The organism is Solibacillus sp. FSL W7-1436 (assembly GCF_038007305.1).
In the GTDB taxonomy this organism is placed as follows: Bacteria; Bacillota; Bacilli; order Bacillales_A; family Planococcaceae; genus Solibacillus.
Genome location: NZ_JBBOWV010000001.1, coordinates 703,242 through 717,741, shown reverse-complemented (window position 1 = coordinate 717,741; position 14,500 = coordinate 703,242). Strand labels below are relative to the sequence as shown.

Sequence of the window (14,500 nt, the reverse complement as noted above, 5' to 3'; positions counted from 1 at the left end):
TTCATAAAAGATGTTTCCAATTGTTGTTCTTTTCGGACAATTTCGTTAAGATAAACTTAGAAGCGATGAACGGTTGTGAAAGGGAGTATTTCAACATGATTGAAAAACAAGTAGAAGTAAAGTTAAAATCGGGCTTACAAGCAAGACAGGCCGCTTTGTTCGTCCAAGAGGCGAATCGTTATAAAGCAGATGTCTATTTACAAAAAGATACGAAAAAAGTGAATGCGAAGTCGATTATGGGCATTATGAGCCTTGCGGTTGCAAAAGGCACAGTTGTCACATTATGGGCTGACGGTCATGACGAAGAAAAAGCAATCGACGCACTACAACTTCTAATTGAAAAAGCGGATTGATACAAAAGAGCTAGCATAAAAGTAAAAATTTCATTGGTAAGGAAAAAATCCTTGTTATGAAACGGATATTTTGGAAAATTGATTGGAATGCAGGGCGACTCCTGCGGGAATAGCGTGACGCCTGAGACTACAGGCTCAGGCCACGCCCGCGGAAAGCGTCCCGGAATGGAAATCAATTTTTACGCACAGCGAAAAAATGCCATTTTTCTCCCAGAGAGAAAAATGGCATTTTTGGATTATGTCTTATATTATTTTTTGAATACAAAAAAGCATACAAGACGAATCTTGTATGCTTGAATGAATTGATTATTTTAATTGGTTACGCTCATAAATTTTATCGATAAGACCGTACTCTAATGCTTGCTGTGCAGACATGAAGTTGTCACGATCTGTGTCGCGTGCCAACGTTTCGTAATCTTGGCCACTGTTTTCAGCCATGATACGGTTTAATTTTTCACGTAAGTGTAAAATACGTTTTGCAGCGATTTCGATTTCTGTTGCTTGACCTTGTGCTCCGCCAAGTGGTTGGTGAATCATTACTTCTGCGTTTGGTAATGCGACACGCTTGCCTTTTGCACCAGCAGAAAGCAGGAATGCACCCATTGAAGCAGCCATACCGATACAGATTGTTGATACATCAGGTTTGATGAAGTTCATCGTATCGTAGATCGCCATACCTGAAGTGATAGAGCCACCTGGTGAGTTGATATACAGGTAGATGTCTTTATCAGGATCTTCAGCTTCTAAAAATAGTAGCTGTGCTACGATTGAGTTCGCAACATTATCGTCAATCCCACTACCTAATAAAATGATGCGGTCTTTAAGTAAACGTGAATAAATGTCATATGCACGTTCGCCGCGGTTTGTTTGTTCAATAACTGTAGGAATTAAGTTCATTGAAAAATCCTCCCTTTGTTAAAGCTTATATTCGATAACTTTTGCTGAAATTGACAAATATTTCAGCTGTAAACCTATCATACACGTATTAGTCAGTTATGGTCAAATATAAACTCTGATTTTTACAGTTGAAAATAAAGGGTTCCATCTGTATAATGAAAAAAGTTGCTCATATACTTATTTATATGTCCTCGTGGTGTAATGGATAACACTTCAGATTCCGGTTCTGAGGCTGGGGGTTCGATTCCCTCCGAGGGCGCTTTCTTTTTAAAGATTATTATTGACCAGTAATAAGTGAAAATAATCTTTCTCTTCCATTTTTCTACAGTTTAATTTTGACGCTACACTATAAGTTTCCGAAACTAATCTAATTTAAACGCTCTTCACCCAAAAAATAAAATTTCTTTGTAAAAAAGCACTTTTCCTACTTGAAATATATGCTGGAAATTAGTACATTATTAAATGTTGTGTTTTTACAAAACTAGTTAGATAGACCATACTATCATGTCCCTTTAGGGGGCACCATTTTACTGTTTTAATATACGTTTCAATATCAATTGCAAAAAATCATCTGAGGCTTTTTTGCAATAGAGAATGAAGTTTTAGTAGGATAGAAGGAATCACTGTACCGGTTCTTTTTATCCTTCATTCGTTCTCTAACTAAAAATAATTATTCAAGGCTGCATGAGAGGGAGGTCCTCTTGTGCGGTCTTTTTTATTGGAGTGAAAATTTACCTGTAAGATTGACATATCCTATAAAAAACAGGGAATATATGTAATGAAATATGTGTCTTCACAAGAAAGAAATACAATAATGAAATAGTAATATAGTGAATAAATATTAAATTATATGCAAATATACCGTCAATTTTGTTATAATAATTCATCATACTGCAATAATAATCAATTTTTTAAAAATTAAATGTTGTATATTAATTGCGGAATTAATATAATTGAACATGTTATTAACAAAAAAACTACTACATCCAGGAGGATATTCATAATGAGTACTAGAAAACTATTTAAATGGGCAGCACCTTTAGCAGCAGCCTCTATGATTTTAACGGCGTGTGGAGCGGACGAATCTTCATCAACAGGTGATAAAGAATATAAGAAAATTGTTGCAGGTACGGAAGCTACATATGCACCATTTGAATACTTAGATGATAAAGGCAATGTTGTCGGATTAGATTCAGAGATTTTAGCGGCGATCGGCGAAGAGATGGGCATCGAAACAGAAGTGAAGAATGTGGGCTGGGACTCAATGATGAGCCAAGTAACAAATGGTGAAGTGGATATGGGTGCAGCGGCTATTACAATTACAGACGAGCGTAAACAATCATATGACTTTACAGATCCTTACTATGAAGCGACTTTATTGATCGTGACAAAAGAAGGTTCAACAGTCGCGTCTTTAGAGGATATTAAAGATAAAAAAATCGCGGTGCAGATTAATACGACAGGTCATATCGCAGCACAGGAACTTCAAGGTGTTGCAAGCTCGAAGATTTTAGCTTATGAAAACTTCTCTGTTGCTTTAACGGAAGTACTGACAGGCGCAGCAGATGCGGCAATCGGTGATAATGCAGTAATTTTAGATTACCTTGAAAACAATCCTGATTCAGGCTTAAAAGCGGTGGAAGATACATCATTTGAGAAAGACTACTTCGGCTTCATGGTGAAAAAGGGCAACAAAGAGCTGTTGGATATTTTAAACGAAGGTCTTCAAAAAATTAAAGATAACGGTAAGTTAGCTGAAATTACAGGTACGGAAATCGAATAAGCTACATTTTAATTTATTGGAGGGTTTCAGATGGATTTTTTTGATTTTTTCCGTTGGGATATAATCTGGAACTACCGTGAGCTATATGCAAAAGGACTTTGGGCAACTATTGTTTTAACAGCATGTGGTTATATTGGTGGTATCATATTCGGTCTAGTTTTAGGATTGGGCCAAGTTTCAACAAAAAAATGGATTTACTGGCCGGCTAAAATATATGTCGACGTATTCCGTGGTACGCCAATGCTCGTACAATTATTATTAATTCACTTAGCTGTTATTCCAACTATTTTTGGAACATCACAAGGTTGGTGGGTATCGGGTATTGTCGGCCTGATTTTAAACAGTGCCGCATACAATGCAGAAATTTTCCGTGCGGGAATCCAGTCGATCGACAAAGGACAAATGGAAGCTGCACGATCTTTAGGGTTAACGCAAAGCCAGGCAATGCGCAAAGTTATTTTACCGCAGGCGTTCCGTCGTATGATCCCGCCATTAGGGAATGAATTTATCGCACTTTTAAAAGATTCTTCACTTGTAACGGTAATCGCAGGAGCCGAAATTTTATATGTAAGTAAAGTTGTAGCCGGAACGTATCAGCGTTTCTGGGAGCCGTATTTATTCGCGGCATTCCTATACCTTGTATTGACGTATGCTGTAACGAAGCTCATTGCATTTATCGAAAGAAGAGTGGATATCAATTACAACCCACGTAAGAAAAAGGAGCGCGCGTAAATGATTAAAGTAGAAAACTTACACAAGCATTTTGGCAAGCTCGAAGTGTTAAAAGGGATCGATTATGAAGTACATGAAAAAGAAGTAGTTTGTGTCATCGGCCCATCCGGTTCTGGGAAATCAACGTTTCTTCGCTGCATGAATTTGCTGGAAGAAGTAACGGATGGTGCGATTTATATTCAAGGTGTCAAAATCAATGATCCGAAAACAAACATTAATGATATCCGTACAGAAGTAGGAATGGTGTTCCAGCAGTTCAACCTATTCCCGCATATGTCGGTGATCGATAATATTACGATGGCGCCAATGCAAATTCGCCAACTGAACAAAGCGGATGCCGAAAAACTGGCACTGGAGCTGTTGGACAAGGTCGGATTGCGTGAAAAGGCATATAACTATCCGCAGCAGTTATCAGGCGGTCAGCAGCAGCGTGTAGCGATTGCACGTGCTTTGGCGATGAAGCCGAAAGTGATGCTGTTTGACGAACCGACGTCAGCCCTTGACCCGGAAATGGTTAAAGAGGTTCTGGAAGTAATGAAAAACCTTGCAAAAGAAGGAATGACAATGGTTGTCGTAACACATGAAATGGGATTCGCACGTGAAGTAGGCGATCGTGTACTGTTTATGGATGGCGGCTATATCGTAGAGCAGGGCCACCCGGATGACGTATTCGGCAACCCGCAAAACGAACGTACAAAAGCCTTCTTGGGAAAAGTTCTATAGAGCTGGGAAACTATCTTCTATTATGATGAGTAGTAGAAGGTAGTTTTTTATATTGCGACTTACTAAGTTGAGAAGAATGCACAAATATATATAACGCGTTAATTGGAATGCAGGGGAGGCGATTCCTGAGGAAATCTTTATAACCTAAACTATCGGAATATTTAGAATTTCGTATTGTGCGGTTCTACTAAAAAATGTATAATCTTAAAAAAATAGAGGGGGCTTTATAATGCTCAAAACAAAGAAGTATTTAATAACGATGCTGCTGATGGCGTTAACAATCATTTTAGCCGCATGCGGTACATCAGACGATGAAACATCAGGAAGTGCAACATCCGGAGAAGGCGGCGGTAAAAAGCTGCTAGTCGGAACAGAAGCAACATTTGCCCCATTTGAATCGATGAACGATAAAGGTGAAATTGTCGGCATCGATGTGGATATTATGAAAGCGATCGGTGAAGAAATCGGTTCGGAAATCGAATTCCGAAATGTCGGATGGGAGCCGGTGTTCCAGCAAATTACAAACGGTGAACTGGATTTAGGTGCATCAGGCATCACAATTACTGATGAGCGTAAAGAAACGTATGACTTCACAGATCCATATTATGAAGCGTCGTTAATGATCGTTGTAAAAGAAGATTCAACAATTGAAACATTGGATGAGTTAAAAGATCAGAAAGTCTCTGTTCAGATTAATACGACAGGGCATATTGCAGCACAAAACCTGCAAGGGAAATCAAGTTCAAAAATTTTAGCTTATGAAAATCAGCCGGTTGCATTCCAGGAAGTTATCAATGGTGCAACAGTCGCGGCATTTGGTGATAATGCCGTTGTCATCGAATATTTAAAGAACAATCCGGATTCGGGATTAAAAGCAATTGAATCAGATCAGTTCGAAAAAGAGTATTACGGCTTCATGGTGAAAAAGGGCAACAAGGAGTTGTTAGACCGTTTAAACGAAGGCTTGGCGAAAATTAAAGAAAACGGCAAGTTAGAAGAAATTACAGGTCAGAAGATCGATTAGCGTATAAGCGGGAATAGGACCGGAATTATATAACATCAACTTTATGAATTGATTGGAGTGCAGGGGCGACTCCTAGGGGAATAGCGTGACGCCTGAGACTACAGGCTCAGGCCACGCCCCTGGAAAGCGTCCCCGAAACGGAAACAATTATAGGGTAAGCAGAAACACCTCAATTTTCTCTGAGAGAAAATTGAGGTGTTTCGTTTTGTTCAAGTTTATAAGGACTATATTAGAAAATTCTTCAGCCGAATCGCTCGAGAAAATAATTTTGCGTCCCTCCCCATTTTTGTTGAGGGGTTTTTGTACTGATTTAAACATTGCTGAAAAATTTCGTCACAATATCTTTTGTCATATCCACCTACATAACAGGCATCATGGTTCAGACAGCAATTATCGACTGCATTCGTTGGTGTGCCAGGTCCAGTGCATCCCGGTCCGCAATAGCGGTAGCCAGGGAAGCAGAACCCCATTACAGGACGTCTCATCATCCCACCTCCTTATAGTAGATACCATATAGTATGTTCACCTAATAAGAAGAAGAGGGCAATTCTATTAATTTCATCATAAAAACCTTTACTTTACACTAGCAGACTTTACGGGTGAAACCGAAGATTCGGCTACTTTCAATACTGCATTAACAAGGACATCCGCACCTTTAGAACATTCTTCGTAAGACGTATATTCATCTTCGCGGTGACTGTAGCCTTTCGCACTTGGTACGAAGATCATCGTAGAAGGAATGTACCCGGCGATAAATTGAGCATCATGACCGGCACCGCTGAACATATGATGGCGTGAATAACCTAATTCATCCGCACTTGCTGCTACAGCATGGACAACTTCCGGTGCGAAATACACCGTATCCCGGCTCCATAGTTTTTCGTAGCTCAGCTCGCAATTTTCGATTTCTTTTGGCAGGTCAAAAATAATCTGCTCCACCTGCTGAATGACTGCAGGGTCCTGGTGGCGGGATTCCAACGAGAAGGTTACGTTACTTGGAATGACTGTATGAATATTTGGATAGGCATTGATCCGCCCGATTGTATAAACAAGATCTTCGGGAAGCTGTTTTAGTTTATTTTGTAGAATTGAAATGATTTGCATTGCGGCAAACATACTGTCTTTACGCATGGAAATAGGGGTAGTGCCCGCATGGTTCGATTCGCCGGTTAATGTAATATCATAGCATACCATGCCAAGAACGCCCTCCACGACACCGATCTCTTTTTTATAATGTTCCAGCACGGGACCTTGTTCAATATGAAGCTCCAAATAGGCATGGGCCTCTGTCAGACGGTTTGTAACTTCGCCTTCATAGCCGCTTTCTTTCAGGGCTTGTTCAAATGTTACCCCTTTAGGGTCAGTAGAAGCGAGCATCTTTTCCTTTTCAAATTTGCCTGAGAGAACACCTGAAGCCATTAATGAAGGTTCAAAACGTGCCCCTTCTTCATTTGTGAAGTTTACGATCGTGATAGGGTGATTCAGTTCGAGTTTTTCATCGATAATCGTTTGGACGGCTTCCAGTGCAGTTAAAACACCAAGCACTCCGTCGAAGCGTCCGCCTTTAATGACTGAATCCAAGTGTGAGCCGATGACAATCGGTAAATTTTCGGAGTTGGAAGGAAGTGTTGCATACATTGTGCCCATATCATCTACTTTTACGATCATACCGAGCTGTTCGCAAATTTCCTTGAATTTGTTGCGTGCGAGAATATCTTCGGGAGATAGGCTTAAACGTGTGACACCGTTATTTTCTGTTGCCCCAAATTGGCTGAATAAATCAATCATGTTTTGAAGTCGTTCGCGATTTGTTTTTAACATAAATGTCCCCCTTAAAATCAATAATATATAAACATTAGCATTAGCATATAACAAATTAATATATACTTAATGTAAAATGTTACAATAATTGTATGGACGAATTGTTAATGATAGGGGGCTGCTTATGTTAACCGTAAAAGAAGTTTTTAATCGAAAATACTTTGAATCAGCGAAGGTCGTCGCAGGTCAAACAGGTTTAAACAATAAGATTAAATGGATTCATATTTTGGAAGTAACCGATGTGAAGCAGCTAATTAGGGGTAATGAGCTCATTCTGACAACGGGCGTCACTTTAAAGGATAATGAACAGGGCTTTTTGAATTTTGTGAAGCAGCTTAGCGATTTACATGTAGCCGGGCTGTGTATTGAGCTGGGGATGTACATTCAGGCGGTTCCGGAAAGCGTCATCAGTCTGGCGGATGAACTGGATTTTCCGCTCATCGTTTTTCAGGAAATCGTCCCGTTTGTCGGCATTACACAGGATTTGCATACAGCAATCATTCATCAGCAATACGATATTTTAAGACAGCTTGAAGATTATTCCCGGAAGATTAACAACTATGTTTTGAAGGTAAATGACAAAGTAAAAATTTTGCAGTATATGCAAAAGTATTTGAACGTGGATATTTATTTTGATGTGAAAAAAGGAAGAAGTCTCGCAATCCCGGATAAAAAGATTGAAAATTGCAATAAGTATATTGATCGTTTAGACAGTAAACATAAAGCGAAGATTGAAGTGAATTTATTTGATCAGTTGTACGGCACGGTCTACATATACTCTGAAAAAAGAGAAATGACTGAGCTGGATTTGCTCATATTGGACCGCACTGTTGTCACACTGTCGCAGTTTATTTTAAGAGATTTATATATTGAAGAAAAATTGGAAAGCGAGAACCGTAAATTTTTTGAGAAGTGGCTTGAAGGTGAAAACAGTGATGATGAATTGCTTTATTTTATCGAAGAGATCGATCAAAAGTTGAAGCATAACGGCTGGATGGTCATGATTCATCAGCTGAGAAGGAAAAATGCGAAAAAAGATTTAACGAATTATAAAATCAATCTTCGTCAGGCGTTGCAGAAGGAAGGGTTTTACACATTTATTGTCGAGCAGTCCCAATATTTGATTTTCATCGTGAATGATTTGGCGCAAGGGGCTACGTATAAAGAGCGGATGAACCGCGTGATGAATGAGATGATCCAGCAAAATAAACAGGACATGCTGATTGCTGTTGGGAAATATGTTTCGCATTACAATGAATTGAAAGAAAGCTATCAAACGGCGCAGGAAACCCTTCAGATCCGGATGAAACATATGGAGCATTCGTATTTCTATGATGAACTCGTGCTGTACCATATGGTGAAAGTGCTGCAAAACAACAGCAGTCTCATGCAGGCGGCAAAGGAAAAAATCGAAAAGCTCAGCCAGTATGACAGCAAGCATAATGCGAATCTGATTCAAACGCTCGATGTGTATTTTCAGTGTAACGGTCTGAAAAAGGAAACCGCCGAAAAACTGTTCATCGTGCGCCAAACCCTTTATCACCGCCTGGAAAAGGTGGAGCAGATCATCGGCAATGATTTTATGAAATACGAAAACCGCCTCTGCCTGGAAATCATGCTGCTCATGACGAAGCATAATTATTATGAGGGTGTGAAGGTTTAAAGTAGTGATTGAAGATGACGCGATTAATATGAAATGGAAATCAACCCCTTGCCCGATGAGAATAACTCTGTGCTAAATGTGAAATCGATGCAAACATCCATTTTACACTATGTATAATGCCCTTAATCTTCCAATAAGCGAAAATAGAAATAGAGTTTAGGAATGTAGGAGGGAAATGCATGAGCCAATATGTAGAGTATAACTGGAAAGCAAATGACGAAAAACATGTATGGCACTCGATGAAGCCTTATAACCCGGAAGCAACATTTATCGTTGAACAAGCGAAAGGGGCTTGGCTGACAGACATCGATGGCAATAAATATTTAGATGCAATGGCAGGGCTTTGGTGTACAAATATTGGTTATGGTCGTAAGGAAATTGCCGACACAGCTTACGAGCAAATGCTTAAAAATTCATATACACCGCTAACGAATGGGCATACACCGGCGATTTTGCTGAGCCAGAAAATCAGTGAGCTGCTTGGTGACGAATATGTCGTCTTCTATTCAAACAGCGGATCGGAAGCAAATGAAGTGGCGTTTAAAGTGGCAAGACAATATCATCAGCAAAAAGGTGATACGAACCGCTTTAAAATCATTTCCCGCTACCGTGCTTATCATGGAAGTTCAATGGGCGCATTGGCAGCAACAGGCCAAGCGCAGCGCAAATATAAATACGAGCCGCTTGCACCCGGCTTTTTACATGTAGCACCACCTGACCAGTACCGCAATCCCGAAGAAGCGGTCAACGGTGATGCAACGACATTGCCAAGTGTGAAGAACATCGACCAGGTGATGACTTGGGAAATGTCCGAAACGATCGCCGCGGTTATTATGGAGCCGATCATTACAGGCGGCGGTGTCATCATGCCGAATGAGGATTACTTGAAAGGCGTAAAGGAAGTGTGCGAAAAACACGGTGCGCTGCTGATCGTTGACGAAGTAATCAACGGTTTCGGACGTACGGGTAAAGCGTTCGGATTCCAGAACTACGGCATTAAGCCGGATATTGTGACGATGGCTAAAGGGTTAACAAGTGCCTACATGCCGTTATCAGCAACTGCCATCCGCCGCGAAATTTACGAGCAGTTTGTGGCGAACGGGGAATATGAATTTTTCCGTCACATTAATACATTCGGCGGTTCACCGGTCGCATGTGCGGTTGCACTGAAAAACATTGAAATTATGGAGCGCGAAAATTTATTCGAGCAATCGGTTGTACTCGGAGCATCACTTAAGCGCACTTTGACAGAAAATCTGGAGGATCATCCATTCGTGGGCGATATTCGCGGAAAAGGATTACTGATCGGAATTGAGCTCGTTGAAAATAAGGAAACGAAAGCACCGCTTGATGTTGAGCGCGTCAATGCAGTGATTGGCTACTGTAAGAAAAAAGGCGTCATTGTCGGAAAAAATGGTGTAACGGTAGCAAACTTCAATAATGTATTAACGCTGTCACCACCGCTTTCAATTTCAGTGGAGGAAAAGGACCTGATTGCCAATACGGTGATTGAAGCAGTGAACAGTATTAAATAAAGGGGGATCTTCATAATGACAGAAGCAGTTTCGGTAAAAAAATTAACACATTTTATCAATGGGGAATTGGTCGAAGGGAAGAGCAACAACTATTCGAAAGTTTATAACCCGACGACAGGTGAAGTAATTGCCGAAGTTCCGATTGCGTCAGCTGAAGAAACACGTGAAGCCATTGCAGCAGCAAAAGCGGCGTTCCCGGCATGGCGCGATTTATCTGTTGCGAAGCGTGCGGAAGTATTGATGCGTTTCCGATTTTTACTGACAGAAAATATGGATCAGCTGTTGGATATTATTTGTACGGAGAGCGGCAAAACATTGGAGGATGCGCGCGGTGAAGTGACACGTGCACTGGAATCGGTTGACTTGGCAATCGGTGCGCCTCATTTGTTGAAAGGGGAGTATTCGGTAAATGTAGGTGGTCAGATTAATGCCTACTCTGCAAAGTATCCTTTAGGTGTCGTAGCAGCGATCTCGCCATTTAACTTCCCGATCATGGTGCCGTTAGCGCAAACGTCGATGGCGGTCGCTGTCGGGAATGCGGTTATTTTAAAAGCATCCGAAAAGGTGCCGATGACTTCGCTGTTTGTCAGTGAGCTATGGAAAAAAGCAGGACTGCCGGACGGGATTTGGACAGTTGTAAATGGCAGTAAGGAAGCGGTCAATGAGCTGCTGGAAAACCCGACTGTTCAGGCAATTTCATTTGTCGGCTCAACACCTGTTGCGAAATATATTTATGAAACGGGTTCAAAATACGGCAAGCGTGTTACGGCTTTAGGCGGCGGGAAAAACAATATGGTCGTTATGCCGGATGCGGATCTGGAGCAAGTGGCGAACGCGTTTATCGGTGCTGCATATGGCGCGGCTTCCCAACGCTGCATGGCGATTTCTACAATTATGCCGGTTGGTGAAGAGACGGCTGACCGACTTGTTGCGATTTTGAAAGAGAAAATCAGCAACCTGAAAGTGGGCAGCTATAAAGAAGAGGGCACGGATTTTGGTCCGGTCATTTCAAAAGAGTCGAAAGAAAATATTTTGAAAGCAATCGATCTGGCTGAACGTCAAGGTGCGACGGTTGTAGTGGACGGCCGTGAACTGGATATCGTGAAAAACTCGGAAGGCTTCTTCGTCGGTCCGACATTACTGGACAATATTACGAAGGAGATGGAGATTTTCGATGAGGAAGTTTTCGGTCCGGCTCGTAATGTCGTGCGCGTAAACTCACTTGCAGAAGCGATTGATTTCATTAATGGTCAGGATCTGGCAAATGGGGTTACGATCTTCACGAATGACGGTGCGGCCGCGCGCAAGTTTACAACGGAGATTGATGTCGGTATGGTCGGTGTCAATGTGCCGATCCCAATTCCTGTCGGCTACCATAATTTTGCCGGCTTCAAAGGTTCGCGCTTTGGTGAAGGGCATATGTTCGGTCCGGATCAGGCCCGATTCTTCACGAAAACGAAAACGGTATCGGAACGCTGGCCAGATACATCGGAAACAACAGCTTCGACATTCGCTTTCCCTAGCAATAACTAAAATACAAGCAAAAAACAGCCTGATTCCGGAAGTGGGGTTAGGCTGTTTTAGGTCTTATACGTAGATGAAGTTTGCTGGCGGGGGTACGGCTTTATTGGAACAATTGTGGCGGTAAAGGAGTTTGCGGATGCTGGGCGGGTTTGCGGTTTTATTAGAACATTGCCTGCGGATATTAGAAGAAGTAGACCGGTTATTAGAACAGTTTGCGTGTTTATTAGAAGATTGGGCGGTAATGGGGGTTGCGGATGCTGATTTAGACCGGTGAGTATGCGGGTTTGCGGTTTTATTAGAACATTGCCTGCGGATATTAGAAGAACCGCGGTGGATATTTGAAGATTGGGAGTGGATATTAGAACATTGCACAAACATATTAGAACAATAGAACAATATATTAGAAAATCCGACTTTTATTAGAACAAATAAAAGTATATTAGAACATCCTCCGAATATATTAGAAAACTTCCGAAAGATTCTCACTCCTTATAGAAAACCGATAAAAACAATACATTATGTTAGAAAAACTTACACAAAAACAGTATATTTCATTACAACTTTTAACCTTTTGTCTAAAAATTTCGCGGAAAAAATTACCTTTTGTATATTAAATGTAGTCTAAATATTCAGTAAAGTGATAGTTATGAAGGATTCGCAAGGGTTCGGCAATGAAAATTTTTCGAGAATATTTCCATAAAATAGATATTATGTCGTTAACTGTAACATATAATACTAAAGGTTAATTATATGATAGAAAACTATTAAATATTCTCGAAAGCTGATAGCACTAGGAGACGCTTTGTTTTTTCATTTTTTCAATAGAAATTACTAGAAAACTAGGAGGGTTCATATGAAAAAGATTATTACTGGGGGAACAATTGTTACTGCTGCGGATACGTTTAAAGGGGATGTGCTGATTGAGGATGGGATCATCACTCAAATTGCAGCAAAAATAGATGATGCGGAAGCGGAAATTATTGATGCAACAGGAAAGCTTTTATTCCCGGGTGGTATTGACCCTCATACCCATCTTGATATGCCGTTCAACAACACGGTAACAGATGATGACTGGCAATCAGGGACGATTGCTGCGGCATACGGAGGAACAACAACGATTATCGATTTCTGTATTAGTGCAGGCTCCCCGACATTGATGGATGCAATCGATACATGGCATGGCAAGGCAAAAGATAAAGCCGTAATCGACTATGGCTTCCATTTAATGATCGGTGATTTAAATGAACAGCGCCTGCAGGAGTTACCGGAAGCGCTGGAGCGAGGCGGGATCAGCTCGATCAAAGTGTTCCTTGCCTATGCGAAGGAATTCCAGGCGACGGATCGCACGTTATTCCAGGCGTTTAAAGTCGGGAAGAAGCTTGGTGCAACGGTTATGGTCCATTGCGAAAACGGATCGGTTATCGATGAATTAGTAGAAGAAGCGAAAGCGAATGGTCAGACGGAGCCGATTTATCATGCGCTTACTCGTCCGCCTGAAGTAGAAGGGGAAGCGACGAAGCGTGCGATTGAGCTGGCAAACTTGGCTGGAGCGCAATTATATGTCGTGCATGTAACGTGTAAAGAAGCGGTAGATGAAATCATCTCGGCACGTAACAAAGGCTACAACGTGTTAGGTGAAACTTGTCCCCCGTATTTAGTGCTTGACCAGACAGCATTGGAAAAGCCGAACTTTGAAGGTGCGAAATATGTATGGTCTCCGCCGTTACGTCCTGTAGAGCATCAGGAAGTATTGTGGAATGCATTGAAGGCGAAGCAGCTGCAGACGATTGGTTCGGACCAATGTTCATTCAGCTTCAATGGCAAGAAAACATTAGGGAAGAACGACTTCTCGAAAATCCCGAACGGCGGGCCATTTATCGAAGACCGTTTCTCTGTACTGTATTCAGAAGGTGTTGCGAAAGGACGCATTACGGAAAACGAGTTTGTCGATATGATTTCAACGCAGTCTGCGAAGATTTTCGGACTATTCCCTAAAAAAGGAACGATCGCGGTCGGTTCAGATGCGGATATCGTATTATTCGATCCGACAGTAAAACGTACAATCTCTGCTGAAACACATCATATGAATGTGGACTACAACGCATTTGAAGGGCTGGAAGTGACGGGTGAACCGACAAGTGTGCTAGTGCGCGGTGAGTATGTCATTCAAGATAAAAAATTCGTCGGACAGCTTGGAAGCGGCAAGTATATCCGTCGTGAAGTAAAAGGTTCCACTAAAGTAACTTCATAACAAGGTCAATTACGCTATGTAATTGCGTCCGGATTCGTGGGTCAGCCAGCCTTAGTTGCAAGAAGCGACACTTTAGGCTGGCGTCAATTCCAATAAAAAATCTGTGACATCCACCGGGGCTTATCTTCATTTTGCAGGTGGTCAGGGCATCGGCTGAATGAAGATATCGACAGCTAAAAGTAATAACAAATCAA

Annotated in this window: 13 protein-coding genes and 1 tRNA gene; 11 read left to right on the top strand and 3 right to left on the bottom strand. The window is 41.4% G+C overall.

Going from position 1 to position 14,500, the window contains the following annotated elements; genetic code table 11:
* Nucleotides 1–95 precede the first annotated feature (95 nt).
* Entirely contained in the window at nt 96–353 is a 258-nt protein-coding gene (locus tag MKX73_RS03620; RefSeq protein ID WP_340716335.1) for an HPr family phosphocarrier protein, read from the top strand.
* A 306-nt stretch (nt 354–659) separates the two neighbouring features.
* Here the strand turns inward: MKX73_RS03620 and clpP are convergent, their stop codons facing one another.
* Entirely contained in the window at nt 660–1,250 is a 591-nt protein-coding gene (clpP, locus tag MKX73_RS03615; protein WP_251690323.1) for an ATP-dependent Clp endopeptidase proteolytic subunit ClpP, read from the bottom strand.
* Between the two features lie 187 nt (nt 1,251–1,437).
* Here clpP and MKX73_RS03610 point away from each other — a divergent pair.
* The 5 genes from MKX73_RS03610 to MKX73_RS03590 all read left to right on the top strand — a co-directional run bounded on the left by MKX73_RS03610 (nt 1,438) and on the right by MKX73_RS03590 (nt 5,512).
* Nucleotides 1,438–1,509 (top strand) — tRNA-Arg (locus tag MKX73_RS03610).
* A gap of 744 nt (nt 1,510–2,253) precedes the next feature.
* A complete protein-coding gene (locus MKX73_RS03605; RefSeq protein ID WP_340716334.1) occupies nt 2,254–3,033 on the top strand; it encodes a basic amino acid ABC transporter substrate-binding protein in 780 nt (259 codons plus the stop codon).
* A gap of 30 nt (nt 3,034–3,063) precedes the next feature.
* The gene (locus MKX73_RS03600) at nt 3,064–3,765 is read left to right on the top strand and encodes an amino acid ABC transporter permease (RefSeq protein WP_014822776.1); all 702 of its coding nucleotides are present in this window, start codon (nt 3,064–3,066) and stop codon (nt 3,763–3,765) included.
* Nucleotides 3,766–4,488 carry an amino acid ABC transporter ATP-binding protein gene (locus tag MKX73_RS03595; RefSeq protein ID WP_340716333.1) on the top strand — a complete coding sequence of 241 codons (723 nt, stop codon included), beginning with the start codon at nt 3,766–3,768 and terminating at the stop codon, nt 4,486–4,488.
* Between the two features lie 229 nt (nt 4,489–4,717).
* On the top strand, nt 4,718–5,512 hold the full coding sequence (locus tag MKX73_RS03590; protein ID WP_340716332.1) for a basic amino acid ABC transporter substrate-binding protein: 795 nt from the start codon (nt 4,718–4,720) through the stop codon (nt 5,510–5,512).
* Nucleotides 5,513–5,736: 224 nt separating this feature from the next.
* On the opposite strand, the gene MKX73_RS03585 is transcribed toward MKX73_RS03590, so the two are convergent.
* Nucleotides 5,737–5,982 (bottom strand): Parvovirus coat protein VP1-like protein, encoded by a 246-nt coding sequence (locus MKX73_RS03585; protein WP_340718838.1) that lies wholly within the window; start codon nt 5,980–5,982, stop codon nt 5,737–5,739.
* Between the two features lie 103 nt (nt 5,983–6,085).
* The gene (locus MKX73_RS03580) at nt 6,086–7,333 is read right to left on the bottom strand and encodes a Zn-dependent hydrolase (RefSeq protein WP_340716331.1); all 1,248 of its coding nucleotides are present in this window, start codon (nt 7,331–7,333) and stop codon (nt 6,086–6,088) included.
* 124 nt (nt 7,334–7,457) lie between these two features.
* Between MKX73_RS03580 and MKX73_RS03575 the strand changes: the two genes are divergently transcribed.
* The 5 genes from MKX73_RS03575 (at nt 7,458) to hydA (ending at nt 14,306) form a co-directional block, all read left to right on the top strand.
* On the top strand, nt 7,458–8,996 hold the full coding sequence (locus MKX73_RS03575) for a PucR family transcriptional regulator (RefSeq protein ID WP_340716330.1): 1,539 nt from the start codon (nt 7,458–7,460) through the stop codon (nt 8,994–8,996).
* A 179-nt stretch (nt 8,997–9,175) separates the two neighbouring features.
* Nucleotides 9,176–10,531 (top strand): aspartate aminotransferase family protein, encoded by a 1,356-nt coding sequence (locus MKX73_RS03570; RefSeq protein ID WP_340716329.1) that lies wholly within the window; start codon nt 9,176–9,178, stop codon nt 10,529–10,531.
* A gap of 15 nt (nt 10,532–10,546) precedes the next feature.
* A complete protein-coding gene (locus MKX73_RS03565; protein WP_340716328.1) occupies nt 10,547–12,064 on the top strand; it encodes a CoA-acylating methylmalonate-semialdehyde dehydrogenase in 1,518 nt (505 codons plus the stop codon).
* Nucleotides 12,065–12,191: 127 nt separating this feature from the next.
* Entirely contained in the window at nt 12,192–12,329 is a 138-nt protein-coding gene (locus MKX73_RS03560; protein WP_340716327.1) for a hypothetical protein, read from the top strand.
* Nucleotides 12,330–12,908: 579 nt separating this feature from the next.
* A complete protein-coding gene (hydA, locus tag MKX73_RS03555) occupies nt 12,909–14,306 on the top strand; it encodes a dihydropyrimidinase (RefSeq protein WP_079524422.1) in 1,398 nt (465 codons plus the stop codon).
* The last annotated feature ends 194 nt before the right edge of the window (nt 14,307–14,500 follow it).

Bases quoted from the DNA above. Each gene is read 5' to 3' on its own strand.
- MKX73_RS03620 (WP_340716335.1), top strand. From the start codon at position 96: ATGATTGAAAAACAAGTAGAAGTAAAGTTAAAATCGGGCTTACAAGCA.
- clpP (WP_251690323.1), bottom strand. From the start codon at position 1,250: ATGAACTTAATTCCTACAGTTATTGAACAAACAAACCGCGGCGAACGT.
- MKX73_RS03605 (WP_340716334.1), top strand. From the start codon at position 2,254: ATGAGTACTAGAAAACTATTTAAATGGGCAGCACCTTTAGCAGCAGCC.
- MKX73_RS03600 (WP_014822776.1), top strand. From the start codon at position 3,064: ATGGATTTTTTTGATTTTTTCCGTTGGGATATAATCTGGAACTACCGT.
- MKX73_RS03595 (WP_340716333.1), top strand. From the start codon at position 3,766: ATGATTAAAGTAGAAAACTTACACAAGCATTTTGGCAAGCTCGAAGTG.
- MKX73_RS03590 (WP_340716332.1), top strand. From the start codon at position 4,718: ATGCTCAAAACAAAGAAGTATTTAATAACGATGCTGCTGATGGCGTTA.
- MKX73_RS03585 (WP_340718838.1), bottom strand. From the start codon at position 5,982: ATGGGGTTCTGCTTCCCTGGCTACCGCTATTGCGGACCGGGATGCACT.
- MKX73_RS03580 (WP_340716331.1), bottom strand. From the start codon at position 7,333: ATGTTAAAAACAAATCGCGAACGACTTCAAAACATGATTGATTTATTC.
- MKX73_RS03575 (WP_340716330.1), top strand. From the start codon at position 7,458: ATGTTAACCGTAAAAGAAGTTTTTAATCGAAAATACTTTGAATCAGCG.
- MKX73_RS03570 (WP_340716329.1), top strand. From the start codon at position 9,176: ATGAGCCAATATGTAGAGTATAACTGGAAAGCAAATGACGAAAAACAT.
- MKX73_RS03565 (WP_340716328.1), top strand. From the start codon at position 10,547: ATGACAGAAGCAGTTTCGGTAAAAAAATTAACACATTTTATCAATGGG.
- MKX73_RS03560 (WP_340716327.1), top strand. From the start codon at position 12,192: ATGCTGGGCGGGTTTGCGGTTTTATTAGAACATTGCCTGCGGATATTA.
- hydA (WP_079524422.1), top strand. From the start codon at position 12,909: ATGAAAAAGATTATTACTGGGGGAACAATTGTTACTGCTGCGGATACG.